General features: G+C 68.8%; 15 protein-coding genes and 2 pseudogenes. 8 read left to right on the top strand and 9 right to left on the bottom strand.

Annotation, left to right across the window (positions count from 1 at the left end; all coding sequences use genetic code 11):
* Window positions 1-78: 78 nt before the first annotated feature.
* Window positions 79-252, top strand: coding sequence for an NIPSNAP family protein (locus tag ACFY2Z_RS38030; RefSeq protein ID WP_390748563.1), 174 nt, complete (start codon window positions 79-81; stop codon window positions 250-252).
* Between the two features lie 626 nt (window positions 253-878).
* Window positions 879-1,023, top strand: a pseudogene (locus ACFY2Z_RS38025) (site-specific integrase); the annotation flags it as partial.
* 129 nt (window positions 1,024-1,152) lie between these two features.
* Here ACFY2Z_RS38025 and ACFY2Z_RS38020 read toward each other — a convergent pair.
* Window positions 1,153-1,914 (bottom strand): SDR family oxidoreductase, encoded by a 762-nt coding sequence (locus tag ACFY2Z_RS38020; RefSeq protein WP_390748562.1) that lies wholly within the window; start codon window positions 1,912-1,914, stop codon window positions 1,153-1,155.
* A gap of 189 nt (window positions 1,915-2,103) precedes the next feature.
* Here ACFY2Z_RS38020 and ACFY2Z_RS38015 point away from each other — a divergent pair, with 189 nt between their 5' ends.
* Window positions 2,104-2,973 carry a helix-turn-helix transcriptional regulator gene (locus ACFY2Z_RS38015; protein WP_390748561.1) on the top strand — a complete coding sequence of 290 codons (870 nt, stop codon included), beginning with the start codon at window positions 2,104-2,106 and terminating at the stop codon, window positions 2,971-2,973.
* A 69-nt stretch (window positions 2,974-3,042) separates the two neighbouring features.
* Here the strand turns inward: ACFY2Z_RS38015 and ACFY2Z_RS38010 are convergent.
* From ACFY2Z_RS38010 to ACFY2Z_RS37995, 4 genes and pseudogenes are all read right to left on the bottom strand, one after another.
* A pseudogene (locus tag ACFY2Z_RS38010) lies at window positions 3,043-4,093 on the bottom strand (Tn3 family transposase); the annotation flags it as partial.
* Window positions 4,036-4,422 carry a DUF4158 domain-containing protein gene (locus tag ACFY2Z_RS38005; protein WP_390748560.1) on the bottom strand — a complete coding sequence of 129 codons (387 nt, stop codon included), beginning with the start codon at window positions 4,420-4,422 and terminating at the stop codon, window positions 4,036-4,038. The gene ACFY2Z_RS38005 and the pseudogene ACFY2Z_RS38010, both read right to left, overlap by 58 nt.
* 118 nt (window positions 4,423-4,540) lie before the next feature.
* The gene (locus ACFY2Z_RS38000) at window positions 4,541-5,530 is read right to left on the bottom strand and encodes an aldo/keto reductase (RefSeq protein WP_390748559.1); all 990 of its coding nucleotides are present in this window, start codon (window positions 5,528-5,530) and stop codon (window positions 4,541-4,543) included.
* 219 nt (window positions 5,531-5,749) lie between these two features.
* Window positions 5,750-6,337: a flavodoxin family protein gene (locus tag ACFY2Z_RS37995; RefSeq protein ID WP_390748558.1), complete on the bottom strand. Its 588-nt coding sequence runs from the start codon at window positions 6,335-6,337 to the stop codon at window positions 5,750-5,752.
* Window positions 6,338-6,579: 242 nt separating this feature from the next.
* Here ACFY2Z_RS37995 and ACFY2Z_RS37990 point away from each other — a divergent pair, with 242 nt between their 5' ends.
* Window positions 6,580-7,287: a TetR/AcrR family transcriptional regulator gene (locus ACFY2Z_RS37990; protein ID WP_390748557.1), complete on the top strand. Its 708-nt coding sequence runs from the start codon at window positions 6,580-6,582 to the stop codon at window positions 7,285-7,287.
* A 639-nt stretch (window positions 7,288-7,926) separates the two neighbouring features.
* On the opposite strand, the gene ACFY2Z_RS37985 is transcribed toward ACFY2Z_RS37990, so the two are convergent.
* From ACFY2Z_RS37985 to ACFY2Z_RS37970, 4 genes are all read right to left on the bottom strand, one after another.
* Entirely contained in the window at window positions 7,927-8,271 is a 345-nt protein-coding gene (locus tag ACFY2Z_RS37985) for a hypothetical protein (RefSeq protein ID WP_390748556.1), read from the bottom strand.
* Entirely contained in the window at window positions 8,268-8,612 is a 345-nt protein-coding gene (locus ACFY2Z_RS37980) for a TetR/AcrR family transcriptional regulator (RefSeq protein WP_390748566.1), read from the bottom strand. The genes ACFY2Z_RS37985 and ACFY2Z_RS37980 overlap by 4 nt, the downstream gene beginning before the upstream one ends.
* Before the next feature lie 174 nt (window positions 8,613-8,786).
* Window positions 8,787-10,295, bottom strand: coding sequence for an MFS transporter (locus ACFY2Z_RS37975; RefSeq protein WP_390748555.1), 1,509 nt, complete (start codon window positions 10,293-10,295; stop codon window positions 8,787-8,789).
* A 385-nt stretch (window positions 10,296-10,680) separates the two neighbouring features.
* Window positions 10,681-11,334, bottom strand: coding sequence for a TetR/AcrR family transcriptional regulator (locus ACFY2Z_RS37970; protein WP_390748554.1), 654 nt, complete (start codon window positions 11,332-11,334; stop codon window positions 10,681-10,683).
* 239 nt (window positions 11,335-11,573) lie between these two features.
* On the opposite strand from ACFY2Z_RS37970, the gene ACFY2Z_RS37965 reads away from it, so the two are divergent.
* The 4 genes from ACFY2Z_RS37965 (at window position 11,574) to ACFY2Z_RS37950 (ending at window position 17,748) form a co-directional block, all read left to right on the top strand.
* Window positions 11,574-14,795, top strand: coding sequence for a bifunctional cytochrome P450/NADPH--P450 reductase (locus ACFY2Z_RS37965; RefSeq protein WP_390748553.1), 3,222 nt, complete (start codon window positions 11,574-11,576; stop codon window positions 14,793-14,795).
* Between the two features lie 164 nt (window positions 14,796-14,959).
* Complete coding sequence (locus tag ACFY2Z_RS37960; protein WP_390748552.1) at window positions 14,960-16,006, top strand: zinc-binding dehydrogenase; 1,047 nt, start codon at window positions 14,960-14,962, stop codon at window positions 16,004-16,006.
* Window positions 16,007-16,114: 108 nt separating this feature from the next.
* Window positions 16,115-16,783 (top strand): TetR/AcrR family transcriptional regulator, encoded by a 669-nt coding sequence (locus ACFY2Z_RS37955; protein ID WP_390748551.1) that lies wholly within the window; start codon window positions 16,115-16,117, stop codon window positions 16,781-16,783.
* A 233-nt stretch (window positions 16,784-17,016) separates the two neighbouring features.
* Window positions 17,017-17,748: an alpha/beta fold hydrolase gene (locus ACFY2Z_RS37950; protein WP_390748550.1), complete on the top strand. Its 732-nt coding sequence runs from the start codon at window positions 17,017-17,019 to the stop codon at window positions 17,746-17,748.
* Window positions 17,749-17,857 lie beyond the last annotated feature (109 nt).

The raw sequence follows: 17,857 nt of genomic DNA, 5'->3' as shown, positions 1-17,857 counted from the left end.
GACGACCGGCTCTTCCACGGTCCCGTGCTCGGTGATGGCCTCGCTCATCAGGCGTCTCCTTGATCATCGGATCCGCCGTTGATTAGACACTCCCTCGTTTCCTACAGGGACGCCGACGACGTGCAGGAGCGGCTGGAGGCGTACCTGTCGAGTCCTGAATTCCGCGCGGACATGGAGGGCTTCGACATCAGCCAGATCGTCGGCCTCGACGAGACCCTCCTGACGCCCACCGTGGACTCACCGTTGCGCTGACGGTCGGCCCGCGACGGGTGACCCGGCCAGAAGGGCCGGTATCCGGCGGCCCTGCGATGGTGGTTCCGGTGTCGTCGATGGCGACCCACCAGTGGTGGCCCTTGCCGGCATCGATACCGACCCATGAGCAGGGCACCTGTGTGGTCATGTGCATCTCCTCGGACTCGGACAGCGTGCCGTCCCGGCCCAAGGACACCCCGCCGTCAGCTCCGCAAACGGCGGCCGATTCCGAGACCTACCGGCACCGCGTCCAAGCCGCCACTCGCTTCGCCGGCCGAGTCCTGCGAACCAAGCGGCACGCCAACGCCATGCTCGCCAACCCCGACCTGCAGATCTTCCCCGGCAAGGGCATGACCTGCGTCCTGGACCCCATGCGGGCAGCCTGCCGCCTGCGCAGCGAGGAGGACAGCACCCGCCGCACCCCCGACCTCGACGACTGCCGCCCGAACTGCGTGTCAACATCGCGCGGACCGACCGCGACATCGGACAGGTCCTCGTCCAGATCGAGCGGCTCCGACCACTCGTCGACGACCCGCTGGCTCCCGCCTTCCGACACGCCCGCGAACAGCGGTGAGTACGACGGACGCGGTGATCCGCTTGCCCACGGGTTCACGAGTACCGCCACTCTGACCCACCTCGGCGAGCAGGGCGCCTCGCTGCTGATGCTCATGGCGAAGTCCCGGTACAAGAAGCCGGAGAACATCCGCCGCTACTTCAAGCCCTCCCCGGAGGCGATCGCCGAATTCACCCAGCCTGCTCGCCCCCGGTGAGCGTCCGCCGCTGAACCGTCGCCGCCCGGCAGGTGGGCGGCGGGGGCGGGGCCCGTGTCCAGGACGCGTGGCTGCTCGTCGGCCGCCCCGGGGCGATGAGCGAGGTGGCCGCCGATGGGGGGGAAGGGTGTCAGCCTTCGCGGCTGGGGAGCATGGCCAGGGCCTGGGAGCGCTGTGCGACGAGGTCGTCGTAGGTGCCTTCGCGCTCGGCCCAGCGGTGCATGAGGACGCCCTTCACGAGGATTTCGTGGGGGCTGGGGTCCTCTGAGAGCAGTTGCATGACCTCGGTGGCGAAGTCGTCGAGCGGCAGCGCGTGCGGGTTCACCTTTTCCTGGCCTGCTGTGGCGACGGCCGGGGGGACGAGCTCGACGACGCCGACACCGGTGCCGTCGAGCTGCGCGCGCAGTGCCTCGGAGTAGGCGTGCACCGCGGCCTTCGAGGCGGCGTAGCTGGGCATGGGCGGGAACGGTAGGAAGGCGATGCCGGAGGTGACGGTGATGAAGGTGCCGGCGCCCCGCCGGACCAGGTGCGGGGTGAAGGCGTCGATGACCCGGATGGTGCCGAGCAGGTTGGTGTCGATCGTCGTCTGTGCCGCCCCGAAGTGGGCGGGGTCGCGCAGGTCCTCCAGGAGCATGACGCCCGACATCGTCACCACGGTGTCCAGCTCGGGGTACCGAGCGAGCGCGGCGTCACGAACAGATGTGACAGAGGAATTGTCGGTGACGTCGATACCGAACGTGCCGAAACCCTCCCCGGCGAGTTCCGAGAGCGCCTGAGGGCTGCGGCCGCCAACGGCCACGGTGCTGCCGGCTGCGGCGAACCGCCGGGCCAGCTCTCGCCCGATACCCGAGGTCCCGCCGACGATGAGAACGGTGCGGTTGGAGAGATCCATGAGATCTTCCCTTCGGTCCAGGGCGCCGCCGGCGTTCAGGCCCGCGGCGCAGACAGTGATGTTCTCTGTCTCTTTCGAAACAGTGCTGCCGCAGTCTTGACGGCATCCGCCGGGTGTGGCAGGGCCCCTGTCTTCCCTGGTCCTGGCAGGGCCCCCTCTGAGACACTCGCACCGCATTACGGTGTCGGTATGAAGGATGAGGAATCCGGCAACCGGCTCGGCAGCTACCTACGTGCCCGGCGTGAGCTGGTCTCCCCGGCGCAGGCAGGCCTCCCGCCCGGCGGCAACCGTCGCGTGCCCGGCCTGCGCCGTGAGGAAGTCGCCCTGCTGGCCGGGATCAGTCCTGACTACTACCTGCGCCTGGAACGGGGCCGTGACAAGAACCCCTCACCCCAGGTGCTCGAATCCCTCGCGCGGGTCCTGCAGCTCGATGACATCGAGCGGGCGTATCTGCTCGGCCTTGCGGCGGCACGCCCCAGGGCGCGGCGCCGCAAGGCCGAGCATGTACCGGCGCGGGTGCACGAGCTACTCGCCCACCTTCAGATCCCCGCGTTCGTCGAAGGGCGCGCGTTCGATGTCCTGGCCTCCAACCCCATGGCCGTCGCGCTCTCCCCCCGGCTGCGGCCCGGCCAGAACCGGCTGCGTTCTCTCCTTCTTGATCCTGAGGAACAAGCCTTCCATCAGGACTGGGCGAAAGCCACCGCCGATTTCATCGCCGCCCTGCGTACCACCATCGGGGACGACACCGATGACCCCCGGTTCGTCGAGCTCGTCGGAGAACTCGCACTGTCAAGTCAGCGGTTCCGTACCCTGTGGGCCCGCCACGACGTCCGCAGTCTCGACGGAGGCACGACCATGGTCCACCACCCCGTCGTCGGTGAACTACGCCTCCACCGGGACAAACTCGCCATCGACGACGTCATCCTCGTCGTCTACTACCCCGACAAGGACAGCGGCAGCGACGAGAAACTGCGGCTCCTCGCCTCACTCTCACACACCGAGTCCGCCGGCACAGCACACGACAGGCCGACGGACATCCCGCACCCGAAGACACCCTGACGAACACGCGCCGTCCCGGCGTCGCAGCCAGAACGCCCGCGCCGGGGGTTCCGTCACCCGCGAGATCGCCTAGGGCCCTGGTCGCGAGCCGTCTGCGTCGTCCTTGTCGCGCAGCGGCCGCACGCCCCCGGGCAGCTGGAAGGAGTACCGGCCAAGCATGTTGATGTGGTGCCGCACAAACGGCGAGAGGCGGGCCACGTCCTCATCGCGGACATCGAAGCCGTCCGCGCGCAGCTGGTTCACCGCGGCGTCCATGTACCTGGTGTTGAACAAGACGAGGGCGTTCAGGACGTACCCCAGTGCCCCGATCTGGTCCTGCATACCGTCCTGGTAGCGCTGGTAGAGCTGCCCGTGCCTGGCGTGGAAGATCTTCCGGGCGAGGGAGTGGCGGCCCTCCTGGAGGTTGGCCTGCACCTTGATCTGCCTGCGGTAGCCGGGCTCGTCGGCCAGGCGCAGCATGTGCAGGGTCTTTGCGATCCGCCCGTAGTGCGCGATGGCGTCGCCGAGCGGGGGTGGGGCGGCCGTCACGGGACAGCATCCGGATCACGTCGTACGCGCGCACAGCGCCGGTGTGGATGGAGCAGATGATCCGAAGGATGTCCGCCCAGTGGCGTTCGATCCTGGCGAGGTCCCTGGAAGGCGCCGTGCAGCCACGACCTTCCCGCCCAGCCCGGCAGCCTGGTTGTTGATCATGTTGAGCCAGGTGGCTCCGCCCCGGCGTCCGAAGTACTTCGGGTTCGGCTGCGCGTACACCGACGGAACGGGGACGACGAACCGCATGCCGTCCACGGAGGCGACCAGGCCGCCGCCCCACGCCTGCGCGAGCGGGAGGGCCGTGGTCATGTTCAGGACATGATCACGGTGCCGCCCAGCACTCCGAAGAACAACCCTCCTGCACCGACTTCCCCACCATCACCATCACCAACGGCACAACACTGCCCGTTCGTCACGATGCTGAGTGGCTATCTACAGCTGCCTGGTAGTCGATCAGTGTGGTGTTCGCGGCCCGGTACGTCGCCAGCCGCAGATACGTCTGGTCGACATGGGACAGGCGCCCGTACTTCAGCGCGTCTGCGGCCCCGATGACCGGGGTGTAGCCGACGGTGCAGCTGTGCGCGACCAGGGACCCCGGACGTGATCGAGCCGGGTATTCTCCCGCTCGCCGTACACCTTCAGCACCGACGCATTCGCGATGCCGAGCTGATCGGCAAGGTAGTCGGCGACCTCCGCCGAAATGTCGATCGGGTCGTACGGGAACGCCCCGAGGTAACGCGCGGTCGTGAGCTGGGCCGCGAAGCCCAGCCGGTTGTGGGCCCGCCGCTTGCCCTCGATCAGCTTCCGGTCCGCGTCGTCCAGGAAGAAGAACCGCTCCAACTCCGCACGGGCCGGCGCCCCGTCGTACGCCGCATACTTCGCGGCCTGCTCATCCGTCAGAAACTCGACCGGCACTCCGGACCTCCAGACAGTCAGTGATCAACACGACTGCCGAAGGCTCTTCCTCTCACGAACCCCAGGTCAAGCGCTATCGGTCAACGGTGGGGCAGTGGTGTCTGCCCCGAGGTGGATCTCAGGTCCAGGTCGGCACGTTTCCCCCGGCGTAGCGGGCGCCGAAGCCGCCGTGGGGCAGGATCTCGTCGATGGCCTTGAGGTCGGCGTTGGTGAGGGTGAGGTCGGCGGCGCCGACGTTTTCCTCGATGCGCTTCGGGCTGCGGGTGCCGGGGATGGGCACGATGTGCTCGCCCCGGGTCAGGAGCCAGGCCAGGGCGAGCTGGGAGACGGTGGCGCCCTTGGTCGCCGCGAGGGCGGCGAGCCGGTTGACGGCTTCGACGTTCTTCTCGAAGTTGCCCGGCTGCCAGCGCGGGTCGACGTTGCGTATGTCGTTGCCTTCGTACCGGCCGGCGGGCTTGGCGGTGCCGGTGAGGAACCCGCGGCCGAGGGGTGAGTAGGCGACGAAGCCGATGCCGAGTTCGTCCAGGACCGGGAACAGCTGCTCGACGTCCCGTTCGAACAGGGAGTACTCGGTCTGCAGGACCGAGACCGGCTGCACGGCGTGCGCCCTTCGGATCGTCTCGGGCCCGGCCTCGCTGAGACCGAAGTACTTCACCCAGCCCGCGTCGATCAGCTCCTTGACGGTGCCCGCGACCTCCTCGATGGGCACCTCGGGGTCGACGCGGTGCTGATAGAAGACGTCGATGTGGTCCACGCCGAGGTAGCGCAGGCTGTTGTCGGCGACCTTGCGGATGTTGTCGGGCCGGCTGTTGAGAAGGCCGCCGATCTGCTCGGGCGGTACCGACATGTCGACGCCGAACTTGGTGGCCAGGACCACGTCGTCGCGGAAGTCCCTGACTGCCTTGCCGACGAGGATCTCGTTGGATCCGGTGCCCCAGCCGTACATCTCGGCGGTGTCGAAGAAGGTGACGCCCAGGTCGTGGGCGCGGCGGAGGGCGGCGACGCCGGCCTCCTCGTCGGTGGGTCCGTAGGCCATCGTCAGGCCCATCGCGCCGTAGCCAATCGCCGCGACCTCCAGGCCCTGGCTTCCGAGCGTCCGGTTCTGCATGGTGCGCTCCTCTGAAAGAAACTGCAAAAGTGACTTCTGAACGAAAGGCCCTTATGGGTGGTACGCCTCACGCGTCCTCTCGCCGAACCGAACGATTCTGCTGGGCACGCCTGCCGGCATGACCCTTTGGACCGGGGCAGACCCCACCCGTGACTTCCTGCGGAGTCGCTTTTCGCCTGTGCAGGGCGGGGCTGCCGGGGCGGTTCACGGACGGTTGTGTCAGTGCGTTGCGGCGGTCAGTCCGGCGCGGTGTATGCGGGTGTGCTCGGCAACGCGCTGGCCGAGGTGGCGGGCGGTGTTCAGGTCTGCATCGTGGACCGCGGGGGTGTCGTTGAAGCTTTGCGCGCCGGCGCCGAGGTAGAAGCCGAGGCGGTTGTCGTCCTGGGGGCTGGATGTGGTGGCGTTCCAGCCCGGCAGGAGGTTCAGGCTCACCCAGAGCATCCCGTGCTGGGCCGCCAGGAGCGCCAGGTACTGCAGGGTGTGCAGCTTGTCGCCGCTCATGGAGCCGGAGTTGGTGAATCCCGCCGCGAGCTTGTCGCTCCAGGCGCGGGTCATCCACCGCTTGCTTGTGGCCTCGGCGAAGGCGTGAAACGCCCCCGACGCGGTGCCCATGTAGGTGGGGGTACCGAAGATGATGGCGTCCGCGGCGTCCATCAGTTCCCAGTCGGCGTCGCTGAGGGAGGCGACGTCCACGCGGTGGACGCGCGTCCCGGCGATGGAGCGCGCGCCGTCGGCGACGGCAGTGGCAATCTGCGCGGTGTGGCCGTAGCCGGAATGCGACGCGATAACGATCGAGATATCGGACACGGGTGTTCCTATCCTGCCGCGATGGCGGCGTGTTCGGTGGTGTGCCGGCAGACGACGAGCTGCCCGGTGCGGCGGTCGGCCGCACTGCTCCACGAGTGGGGGGACTGACGTCCCGGGCCGGGGTGCGGCGCATGCCCAGGTGTCGCGGGCCGGCGCCGACCACCAGCAGCGTGGATCGTCGTTCCGGCTTAGACCGTATCACTGATAAGGCGGCGATACGCAACCTGGGATATCGTTGTTCCATGAACGAGGAACGACGCGCCGCGCGGCGCCAGGTACTGCAGGTGGCCGCCAAGCTTTTGGAAGAGGGCGGCAGCGAAGCGGTCTCCACGCGCGCTGTCGCCGCAGCCGCGGGCATCACGGCCCCCGCGCTCTACCGGATGTTCGACGACAAGGACGGACTCCTGGCCGAGCTGGCCGCCTACGGATTCGAGATGTACCTGGCCGAGAAGCAGGAGGCACTGGCGCTGACCCCCGACGACCCGGTGGCCGACCTCTACCGCGGCTGGGACCTGCACGTCGACTTCGGACTGCGGCACCCCGCGTTCTACGTGCTCATGTATGGCACTGCGCGGCCCGGGCGGCGGCCCCCGGCCGCGGACGAGGCGCACGCCCTGCTGGTGAGACTGCTGGGCCGGGCGGCCGAGGCCGGGCGCCTTCGGGTTCCGGTGGAGCAGGCGACCCGCGTCATCCATGCGGCGACGACGGGTGCCACGCTGGCACTGATCGGCGAAGAGCCCTCGCAGCGGGACCTGACCACTTCGACGCGGCTGCGGGACACCGTCATCGCCTCCATCACCACGGACTCGCCCGCCTCATCCGGGTCCGACCTGGCCTCGCACGCACTCGCCCTCGACGCCGCACTTGAAACCGCGCTCAGCACCGGGGTACCTCTGCGAGACACGGAGACAGCTCTGCTGCGCGAATGGCTACAGCAGTTGGCAGGCTGAAGGGGCCGCCAGTCAACTCGCCTGACAACGGGTCTCCTTGCTCGTGACCGGCCTCAACAACCACGTCACTACCAAGGGGCCCGTTTCTTCATGCCCACGACCACACTGGCATCTCTGCCCGAATGATCAACCGCACCGCAGGGTTCGAACGAGATCCGGTTTGCCACAACGCACTCCGATCGCACACGACTACGGAGCGTCTTCGTCATGTCGTGACTGAATCAGAGCCAGCCACCGACATCGAAAGCAACAGCTCGCAATCGGCGAGAGAACACAGTCGTGGCGTCGAGGACGGCCGGGTCGATGCCGGCCTCGGTCAGGTTGTTCGCCGCGACTCCGCGGCCGACCCTCGCTTGAGTGAGCGGCTTCAACGCCGCTCGGGTGCTCAGTAGGAACAACGTTGGATGCGCTGCTCGAACCAGATCGTCTTGCGGCTCTGGCTGTGGCGGCAGCCCCAGCGAGTGGTGAGGCTGGGTACTGCTGGAGTCGGTGACCTCTCAGACCAGAACGCCGTGGCGCATCAGCCGCAGCTCCGCCGGCTGACGGCAGAGCCGCCCCAGCAACCCGGACCGCGGTGCTGCTGTGACGACCGCGGTCGTCAGACCCACTTGCTCACGACCGTTCCTTCGGGTCGGGTGGTCACCGTGCGTCGGTGTCGAACAAGCGGCCAGCATTGTGGGTGGTGAGGTCCCGCCAGGTGACGGTGGCGGACGGGTGCACGGCGGAGTCGATGGAGGTGACCTGAGCGAGCACCGCGTCAATGGGCGTCCAGCAGTAGTCGCTGCCATAGAGGAGCCGCTCGGTGCCGAAGGCCGCGCCGAAGGCCGGGACCTGGCGGGGGAATGGCGTGCCGGCCATGTCGTACCAGAGTCGGCCGAGCTGCTCGACGGCGCTCGGCGCGTCGACGGCGCCGCCGCCGACGTGGGTGCGGAAGAGTTCCATCCGGTCGGCGAGCAGCGGCAGCACACCTCCGCCGCGTGTCAAGATCCAGCGGATCCGCGGACGGCGGGCGAGGACACCGCGCAAGAGTAGGTCGCTCGCAGAAGGACGGCCCCCGATTGCTCGTCGTCCCAACGCTCGGCGAGCACGTTCAGACGGTAGATGAGCTCCGCTCGCGGATCGTTGCCCGAAGCGGCCCGAAGCTCCTCGGGTACCGGAGGGAGAGGGGGCATGCCGGCCTCCAGCGCGGCCAGGCGGAGGTCGAGGAGGCTCGGCCAGTGCCGGTAGACGGTTGCCCTGCCGACGCCGGCACGAGTCGCAACCGTTTGATGTGTCACGGCCTCCAGCCCACCTTCCGTGAGCAACGCGGTGGCCGCCGCGACCATGGCCTGACGACTGCGCAAGAGACGCGGATCTGTTCGATCTTCCACCTGGTACACCTTCCGCTGATAGAACCCGAGTCGCTGCCACTATGGGACATCCATTGAGCAGGGGAGGGGAGCCGCAAAGACTCTGTTCGCCCCCCTCGAAGGTGGGCCCTCAAAGCACTGCTTGTCCCGCTACATGTGCACGACAGGTGCGGCGTTCTCGTTCTGCTGGGGCACACCCCGGCGGTAGAGCAGGGCGGTGACGACCAGGCCGGTGACGAAGACGGCCGCCGACCACCAGTAGGCCGTGGAATAGCCCTCCAGGCCGGCCTGAGCCAGCACGCCGGAGTTCTTGGGATTGCGACCGGAGAGGTAGCCGGTGGCGGCGTCGGAGGCCATCGTGCTGAGCAAGGCGATGCCAATGGAACCGCCCACCTGCTGAAGCGTGTTGACAGCGGCCGAGGCGACGCCCGCATCGGCGGCCGCCACCCCGGAGGTCGCCAGGCTCATGGCGGGCGCGATCACCGTGCCCAGCCCGATGCCGACGAGCACCAGCTGGGGCAGCACCTGCGTCACGTACCCGCTGCCCAGGTCCAACGTGGTCATCCACACCAGGCCCGCTGCCGCAATGGCCATGCCCACCGGTACCACCGGCTTCGGTCCTATGCGCGCCACCAGGACATTGTTGGCCACGGCGGAGGCGGACGACGAGGCCACGATCAGGGGCAGGAAGGCGAAGCCGGTGTTCAGGGCGCTGTAACCGAGGCTCTGCTGGAGGTAGTAGGTCAGGAACAGGAACACGCCGAACATGCCCGCACCGGTGACGAAGAGGGCGGCGAAGGAGGCGCCGCGGTTACGGTCCAGCAGGACCCGCAGGGGCAGCAGCGCATGCGCCGCCCTGCCCTGCCACCAGGCGAAGACGGCCACCAGTACGACGCCGACTGCCAGCATGCCCCAGGTCGCCACCGAGCCCCAGCCACGCGTTTCGGCGTTCGAGAATCCGTAGACCAGGCAGAACAGTCCGATGGAGGCCAGCAGAGTGCCGGGGACGTCGAGCTTGGAGGTCGTGTCGCGCGGAGTGCGGTGCAGCAGGGCCGCTCCACCGACGAACGCCACCACCGCGAAGATCACGTTGACGTACATGGTCCAGCGCCAGTCCAGGTACTGGGTCAGCACGCCGCCGAGGATCAGGCCGACGGCTCCGCCGGCACCGGCGACCGATCCCGCGACAGTGAAGGCTTTCGCCCGCTCGCGCGGATCGGTGAAGGTGGTCATCAGGACCGACAGGGCGGACGGGGCCAGCAGGGCGGCGAACAGGCCCTGGACGGCGCGCGTGATGACGAGCATGGCGAATCCGTTCGCCGCGCCTGCGACCATGGAGGCGGCCGCGAAGCCGGCCAGACCCACCAGGAACGTCACCTTCTGCCCGACCAGGTCGGTGACCCGGCCGCCGAGCAGCAGCAGGCTGCCGAAGGCGAGCGCGTAGGCGGTGACCACCCACTGCCGAGAGGCGTCGGAGAAGCCCAGGTCGTGCTGGGCGGACGGCAGGGCGATGTTCACGATGGTGCCGTCCAGGACGCCCATCAGCATCGACAGGGAAATGACCAACAGAATCCACCAGCGACGCCGGTGCGACAGGTCGGGCACATTCTCAGGTGCGGTCTCGGCGCCGCGAGCAGCGGCGGTGGCGTTCTGGGACATGGGGGCAGCCCTCCGGACAGCGGTGGGGGATGGCGTAAGAGAGAAAAGAACGGATGGAGTGATCCGGTACGGCTCATGCGGTACGGGGCGCCATTTCGCGCTCACGGGCGGGAGCAGTCGGCGGCTGCCCGCCTCGGTGAACGGAGGCGCGGTTATGCAGCTCGACGAGGCCGACGATTTCCTGCCTCAGAAAGGTTTACGAACACGCGCCCTTTGCACGCAGCGTCGGCATAGGGCTGCCGTGCAGGATTTGTGGAACCCCCCGTCGGGCGGTCTTCCCCGATGTCACGGGAGTGGCTCCGCCGTGTCGCAGCCCTGGCGTCGCCCGACTGCGGGCGCGGCTCAGGTGCGAGTGCCTGGGGCACAGCGCCTCAGGATGATCGGGTCAGCGGTCGGTGCCCTGGCCGTCACGATCGCCGGTGAGCCGGCTTTCCAGGCCCGTGATCAGCGTGTCCAGCACGAGGCGGAACATGTGGTCCTGGTCAGGGCCTTCATGTGCTGCAGCCGCAGGGCCGGGATCTGTGTCCGCGGCTTCCTCTTCGTCGATGTCGGGGCCGGGGGGTGTGAGGTTCGCCCACTGGTGGAGCGAGCCGTTGAGTTCGGCGCTGAGGACACCGACTACGACGGCGACCATCAGCGCGGCGATCTCCGAGACCCTTGACTGCGGCACTCCGGCAGCGGCCACGATGGCGGTGAGCGCGGTCCAGAACGGGTCGTCGGCCTGGATGAAGTCGGGCTGGTGGCTGAACGAGTAGGCCATCAGCTTGGGGTGCCGGTGCGCCAGCGTCCGGAAGTCCGTGGCGAGCAGGCGGATCCGCTCCTGCCAGGGAGCGTCCTCCAGCGTCACGGTGCGGAACTGGGCGCCCACCATTCTCGTCACGCCGCGCAGCACGGCTTCCTTGTTCGCTACATGGTGGTACAGCGACATCGGGTTCGCATCGAGCACGGTCGCGAGCTTGCGCATGGTGAGCGCCTCGACCCCGTCCGCGTCGATGAGCCGCAGGGAGGCGGCGTAGATCCCGGCCTCGGTCAGAGGCACGTCTCTCTTCCTTGTGCCCCGCGGGGGACGCCTCGGCTTTTCCATACCACGTACGGTATCAGTTCCATACGTCGTACGGAAATGAGCTTCCTCACAGCGGTCACCTGCCCACCCGGGTTGCACTCCGCTTTCCGTACCGCGTATGGTTTTGATGCCATACGACGTATGGTTCTGTCGTGCAGCGCGGCATCGACCGGCGCCCTTGCCCTTCCCCCTCTCTCCGTACAAAGGAGCAAGCCATGAGCACGAACACCGCGAACGACCTTCGCCCCATCCGGTCCCCGCGGGGGATCCCCCTCCTCGGCCACACGCCGCAGATCCCCGACACCAACCCGGTGGAGTACTTCGGTGAGCTGTCCAAGCAGTTCCCCGAGGGCCTCTACGGCATGGACATCGCCGGCATCGAGCAGGTCTTCGTCTACGACCCGGACCTGGTGGCCGAGGTCAGCGACGAGACGCGGTTCTTCAAGCAGATCGACAAGACGCCGCTGCACCACATCCGGGACTTCGCCGGCGCCGGCCTGTTCACCGCCCACCAGCACGAAGAGGAATGGGGCAGGGCACACCGGATCCTGCTGCCGGCCTTCAGCCAGCGGGCCATGAGGAACTACTTCGGGCAGATGCTGGAGATCGCCCAGAACCTGGTGGGCAAGTGGGAGCGCCGGGAGGGTCAGCCGGTCAACATCACCGACGACTACACCCGCCTGACGCTGGACACCATCGCCCTGTCGGGGTTCGGCTACCGGTTCGAGTCCTTCGACAAGGAGGAGCTGCACCCGTTCCTCAACGCGATGCTGGGCGCGCTGACCGAGTCGATGCGGCGCTCTCAGGAGCTGCCGATGATGACCAAGCTGCGCAGGGCCGATGCCAAGAAGTACGGCGAGAACATCCAGGTGATGCGCGAGCTGGTCGAGAGCGTGATCAAGGAGCGCCAGGAGGGCAAGGGCAGCGGTGAGGACGACCTGTTGGGCCTGATGCTGGAGGCCACCGACCCGGAGACCGGCAAGCGGCTGGACGTCGACAACGTGCGTGACCAGGTGCTGACGTTCCTGATCGCCGGGCATGAGACCACCAGTGGTCTGCTGTCGTTCGCCACGTACTCGCTGATGCGCAACCCGCATGTCCTGGCCCAGGCGTATGCCGAGGTGGACCGCCTGCTGCCCGGCGACACCGTGCCGGACTACGACACGATCATGCAGCTGGACGTGATCCCGCGGATCCTGGAGGAGACCCTGCGCCTGTGGGCTCCCATCCCGATGATCGCCAAGGCGCCCATCGACGACACCGTCATCGGCGGCCGCTACGAGCTGAAGAAGGGCACACGGGTCAGCATCCTTGAAGGCCCGCTGCACACCCATCCCAAGGCGTGGGAGCGGCCCGACGAGTTCGACATCGACCGGTGGCTGCCGGAGAACCGGGCCCAGCAGCACCCGCACGCCTACAAGCCGTTCGGCAACGGTGTGCGTGCCTGCATCGGCCGGCAGTTCGCGCTCACCGAGGCCCGCCTGGCCCTGACACTGGTGCTGCAGAAGTTCAAGTTCTCGGACACCACCGACTACAACATGGACGTGCGGGAGGCGCTGACGCGCAAGCCCGGCAACTTCGAGCTGATCGTCCGCAGGCGTCAGGAGCACCAGCGGACCGTCTTCGGCGCCGCGGACCTGCAGACCGACGACACCCAGGCGCAGACAGCGGTCAGCGGTGTGGGTGTGAACCTGACGGTGGCGTACGGCTCCAGCCTGGGTTCGTGCGAGGACCTGGCCCGCACCATCGCCGACCGCGGCGAGCGCTCCGGCTTCGGCACCACCCTCATCAGCCTGGACGAGCTGGGCGACAACCTGCCCACCGAGGGCCTGCTCGCCGTGGTGGCGGCCAGTTACAACGGCAAGGCACCCGACAACGCCCAGCGCTTCGACGACCTGCTCGCCGCCGGGCTGCCCGAGGGCTCGCTGGCGAACGTGCGGTACGCGCTGCTGGGCGCGGGCAACACCCAGTGGGTGGCCACCTACCAGGCCTTCCCCAAGCGGATCGAGGAAGGTCTGCTGGCCGCCGGCGCCACCCCCATCGTCGAGCGCGGCATCGCGGACGCCGCCGGCGACTTCGACGGCATGGCCACACGGTGGATGGACAACCTGTGGGCCACCCTGGCCGAGGAGTACGCCGCCGACACCTCCCAGGCCAGCGGCCCCCGCTACCAGGTCCAGCTGCTCACCGAGTCCGACGTACGCCCCGCCATCGTCTCCGAGCACGCGTACCCGCTCACCGTGGTGGCCAACGACGAGCTCGTGGCCGACGCGACCGGCCTGTGGGACTTCGCCATCGAGCCGCCGCGCCCGTCCGCGAAGTCCATCACCGTCGAGCTGCCCGAGGGCGTCACCTACGACACCGGCAACCACCTGGCCGTCTTCGCCAAGAACGAACTCGCCCTGGTGGAGCGCGCACTGAGGCGGCTCGGCGTCGACTACGACCAGGTGCTCCGGCTCGACCAGCCGGCCGGTGGCCGCACCCACCTGCCGGTGGGCACCCCGGTCACCGCCGGCATCCTGCTCACCGAGTTCCTGGAACTGCAGGACGTGGCCACCCGGTCCCAGATCCAGACGCTCGCCGAGCACACCGAGTGCCCGTGGACCCGGCCGCAGCTCCAGGCGTACACCGCCGACACCGAGGAGGCCGAGGAGCGCTACAGCAAGGAGATCCTCGGCAAGCGCGTCTCGGTGCTGGGCCTGCTGGAGCGCTTCCCGGCCGTCGAGCTGCCGCTCGCGGTCTTCCTGGAGATGATGGGCCCGATCCGTCCTCGCTTCTACTCCATCTCCTCCGCCCCGTCCGCCAACCCGCGCCACGTCCGCCTGACCGTCGGCCTGCTGGAAGGCCCGGCCCTGTCCGGCGACGGCCAGTACCGCGGCACCTGCTCCGCCTACATCGCCGGCCTCGAGCCCGGAGACGTCGTCTACGGCTACGTCCGCGTCCCCTCCCCCACCTTCGCACCGCCCGCCGACCCCGCCACCCCGCTGATCCTCATCGGCCCCGGCACCGGCATCGCACCGCTGCGCGGCTTCCTGGAGGAGCGGGCGACACAGCACGCGAACGGCACCCAGGTGGGCCTGTCCCAGGTGTTCGTCGGCTGCCGCCACCCCGAGCACGACTACTTCTACCGCCAGGAGATGCAGGACTGGGAGCAGGCCGGCATCGCCCAGATCCACACCGCCTACTCCGCGGTGACCGGCCACCCGGCCCGGTTCGTGCAGAACGCCATCGCCAACAACGCCGACACGGTGTGGCAGGCCATCCAGGACGGCGCGTACATCTACGTCTGCGGTGACGGCCGCCGCATGGCCCCCGCCGTCCGCGAAGCCCTCGCCGCCATCCACCGCCAGAAGACCGGCAGCGACGACGAGAGGGCCCAGCAGTGGCTCGCCCAGCTCGAAGCGGACGAGCGCTACCAGCAGGACGTCTTCGCCTGACCGTCGCACGCCGTCAAGGCGCGCCGACCCCCAGCCGCCGGGAGGCGTGCGGCACCCCCCGCTGCCGGCCGTACGCCTCCCGGCCACCACCAGCCCCTCACACACCCCATGGCACCCAGCGTCCCGGCTCATCGGGCGGTGCCGGTCACAGAAAGCAGACCTTCATGGACACCATGCTCGCCGGACGCTTCCACCTGGACAGCAAGAAGTTCGCCGTGGAAGAGGTCCCGATCCCCGTGCCGGGCCCGGGCGAGGTCCTCATCGAGGTCAAGGCCGCCGGCGTCTGCCTCTCCGACGTCCACCTCCTCGACGGCTCCCTCGTCCCGCTGTTCGCCACCTCCGACACCATCACCGTCGGCCACGAGGTCTCCGGTGTCATCCACACGCTCGGCCCCGACCTCAAGCGCGGCCTCACCGTCGGCACCCGCGTCACCCTGGAGGCCGGCAAGGCCTGCGGCACCTGCGCCGGATGCGTGCGCCACCGCCCCTGCACCCAGATGCTCACCGCCGGCATCGACTACGACGGAGGCTGGGCCGACTACGTCATCGCCCGCGAGGACACCCTCATCCCCATCCCCGACAGCCTCCCCTTCGACCAGGCCGCGATCATCCCCGACGCGGTCTCCACCCCCTACGCCGCCGTCGTCACCACCGCCGGCGTCCGTGCCGCCCAGTCCGTCGGCGTCTGGGGCGTCGGCGGAGTCGGCGCCCACAACGTACGCCTCGCCCGCCTGGTCGGCGCCGCCCCGATCATCGCCGTCGACCCGCTCCCCAGCGCCCGCGAGCGCGCCCTCGCCTTCGGCGCGGACCTCGCGCTCGACCCGGCAGCCCCCGACTTCGCCGACCAGGTCCGCACAGCCACCGGCGGACGCGGCCTCGACTTCGCCTTCGACTGCGCCGGCGTCCCCGCCGTCCGCGACCAGGCCGCCTCCGTGCTCGGCCTGGGCGGCTCCCTGATCCTGGTGGGCATCACACCCCGGCCACTGACCATCACCGAGGGCCTGACCTTCAACTACCTGCAGAAGCAGGTGCGCGGCCACTACGGCGGCTTCCCCGAGTCCGTCTCCGAGCTGGTGCAGCTGACCGCGGCCGGCCGCCTCGACCTGGCCCCCTCCATCACCGACCACATCCCGCTCGTCGACGCCGCCGACGCCGTCCACCGACTGGAGAACAAGATCGGCGACCCGATCCGCCTCATCCTCGTCCCCTGACACCCGTCAGCAGGACATCAAGCCACCCTGGGCAGGGGTGAGTGGGCGCCGGTGCGTGAGGGAACACCGGCGCCCACGGCTTTCCGGCAACCGCGGAGAGACACAACCATGCAGACGACCGACACCCCGGGCCGCGCACCGCAGCGCAGCGACGCTCGCGCGAACCGTCAACGCATCCTCACCACCGCTCGGCGGAAACTGCGGGACGACCCCGACGCAAGTCTCGACAGCATCGCTGTGGCGGCCGGCCTCGCGCGGCGCACCCTCTACGGACACTTCTCCAACCGGCACGCGCTCATCACCGAGTTGGCGCAGGAAGCAGCCCAGGCGCTTCGCCAAGCGTTCGCCATGACACGCATCCCGGGCGCTGATCCGCTGGAGGCGATGGCGCGGATGGCCCTGGCGGCATGGGCGGTGGGCGACCAGTACCGCATGCTCATCTCCCTCGGTCGCCGCCAGCTCGGAGAGGAGGCCATCCGCGCCACCCTGGCACCTGCCCGCCAAGAAGCCATCGCGGCCATACGGCGTGGCCAGCACGAAGGCATGTTCGCGAACCACGTCCCCGCGCCCGTCCTCGCACAAGCGCTGGAAGCACTGATGCTGGCCCTCGCCGCGGAGAACACCACGTCCACCTGGGCGGACCCCACGGGTGAGGCCGCGGCGACCGCGTTCCTCGTCGCCGCCGGCGTAGCACCACAGACCGCATCACGCCGGGTTCGAGCCGTGTTGCATGACCAAGTGGTGTCTGTGCTGCAGCCAGATGCAGCCATGACATGACCGGAACGCCGCCTGGCTGCGCGGTACTGGTGGTCACCCCGGTCGGAGCAGTTGTACCGACTCGTTGACCAGTGTGGATCGAAACGCCTCAGGCACGAAGTGCCGCGCCACTCGGTCCCGTCCACGTGGGAGCGAAGACCCTGACCCGCGGCACGAGGCTTCGACCTCTTTACCTGCTCTGTGCCGTTTCTTCGCTTCTCAATAGAAATATCCATCCTTGTAGGAGTTCGTTCATGCCTGCCATTCTGATCCACGGCGTACCCGACACCCACCACGTGTGGGACGGCGTGCGCGAGCACCTGACCCGCAGCGACGTGGAGGCTTGGGACCTGCCCGGTTTCGGTTCGCCGCGCCCCGAGGGCTTCCACTGCACCAAGGAGGAGTACGTCTCCTGGCTCATCGAGCGGTTGGAGGCACTCGGCGAGCCGGTCGACCTGGTCGGCCATGACTGGGGCTGCCTCCTCACCGCGCGCGTGGCTTCCGTACGGCCGGATCTGATCCGCACGTGGGCCGGCAGCAACGGCCCGATCAGCGCCGAGTATGTCTGGCATCCGCTGGCCAAGCTGTGGCAGGACCCGGTCGCGGGCGACCGCTGGGCCAAGGAGTACGACCCCGGCGCGTTCGCCAAGGACCTGACCGACAACCTCCAGATCCCGGCTGAGCTGGCTGAACAGACGGCCGGCCGTGTGGACGAGACCATGCGCGACAGCATTCTCAAGCTGTACCGCTCCGCATTGACGGTCGGTGCCGAGTGGGAGCCGGATCTGGCGGACCTGACCGGACCGTCCCTGGTGTTCTGGGGGGCGTTCGACCCAGTCTGCCCCGTCGACTTCGGCGAGAAGATGGCCGCTTCCGTGCGCGCCACCCGTTTTCTGAGGCTGGACAGCAGCCACTGGACGCCGATCCAGAAGCCGGCCGAGGTCGCCGCCGCCCTCGAGGAGCACTGGAGCAGCTCTCGGGGGTGACTGGCACGTCCAGCAACAGCGCCCGTGGGTGCATCTCGGGCGGCGCTGGCCCCATGCCGCCCGGCACCCATGGGAGGGCTCCCGCACCGCCGTGCATCCCGCCGAGCGG

It is taken from the genome of Streptomyces sp. NPDC001222 (assembly GCF_042896945.1).
Classification (GTDB): domain Bacteria; phylum Actinomycetota; class Actinomycetes; order Streptomycetales; family Streptomycetaceae; genus Streptomyces; species Streptomyces gibsoniae.
The sequence above is the reverse complement of the archived record's forward strand: the minus strand, read 5'-3'. Positions and strand labels throughout refer to the sequence as shown.

What these genes read in the sequence shown, in the direction of transcription:
- ACFY2Z_RS38015 (WP_390748561.1), top strand. Translation starts at nt 2,104, where the DNA reads ATGAAGGATGAGGAATCCGGCAACCGGCTCGGCAGCTACCTACGTGCC.
- ACFY2Z_RS38000 (WP_390748559.1), bottom strand. Translation starts at nt 5,530, where the DNA reads ATGCAGAACCGGACGCTCGGAAGCCAGGGCCTGGAGGTCGCGGCGATT.
- ACFY2Z_RS37955 (WP_390748551.1), top strand. Translation starts at nt 16,115, where the DNA reads ATGCAGACGACCGACACCCCGGGCCGCGCACCGCAGCGCAGCGACGCT.
- ACFY2Z_RS37990 (WP_390748557.1), top strand. Translation starts at nt 6,580, where the DNA reads ATGAACGAGGAACGACGCGCCGCGCGGCGCCAGGTACTGCAGGTGGCC.
- ACFY2Z_RS38020 (WP_390748562.1), bottom strand. Translation starts at nt 1,914, where the DNA reads ATGGATCTCTCCAACCGCACCGTTCTCATCGTCGGCGGGACCTCGGGT.
- ACFY2Z_RS37980 (WP_390748566.1), bottom strand. Translation starts at nt 8,612, where the DNA reads ATGGTCGCGGCGGCCACCGCGTTGCTCACGGAAGGTGGGCTGGAGGCC.
- ACFY2Z_RS37950 (WP_390748550.1), top strand. Translation starts at nt 17,017, where the DNA reads ATGCCTGCCATTCTGATCCACGGCGTACCCGACACCCACCACGTGTGG.
- ACFY2Z_RS37975 (WP_390748555.1), bottom strand. Translation starts at nt 10,295, where the DNA reads ATGTCCCAGAACGCCACCGCCGCTGCTCGCGGCGCCGAGACCGCACCT.
- ACFY2Z_RS37965 (WP_390748553.1), top strand. Translation starts at nt 11,574, where the DNA reads ATGAGCACGAACACCGCGAACGACCTTCGCCCCATCCGGTCCCCGCGG.
- ACFY2Z_RS37960 (WP_390748552.1), top strand. Translation starts at nt 14,960, where the DNA reads ATGGACACCATGCTCGCCGGACGCTTCCACCTGGACAGCAAGAAGTTC.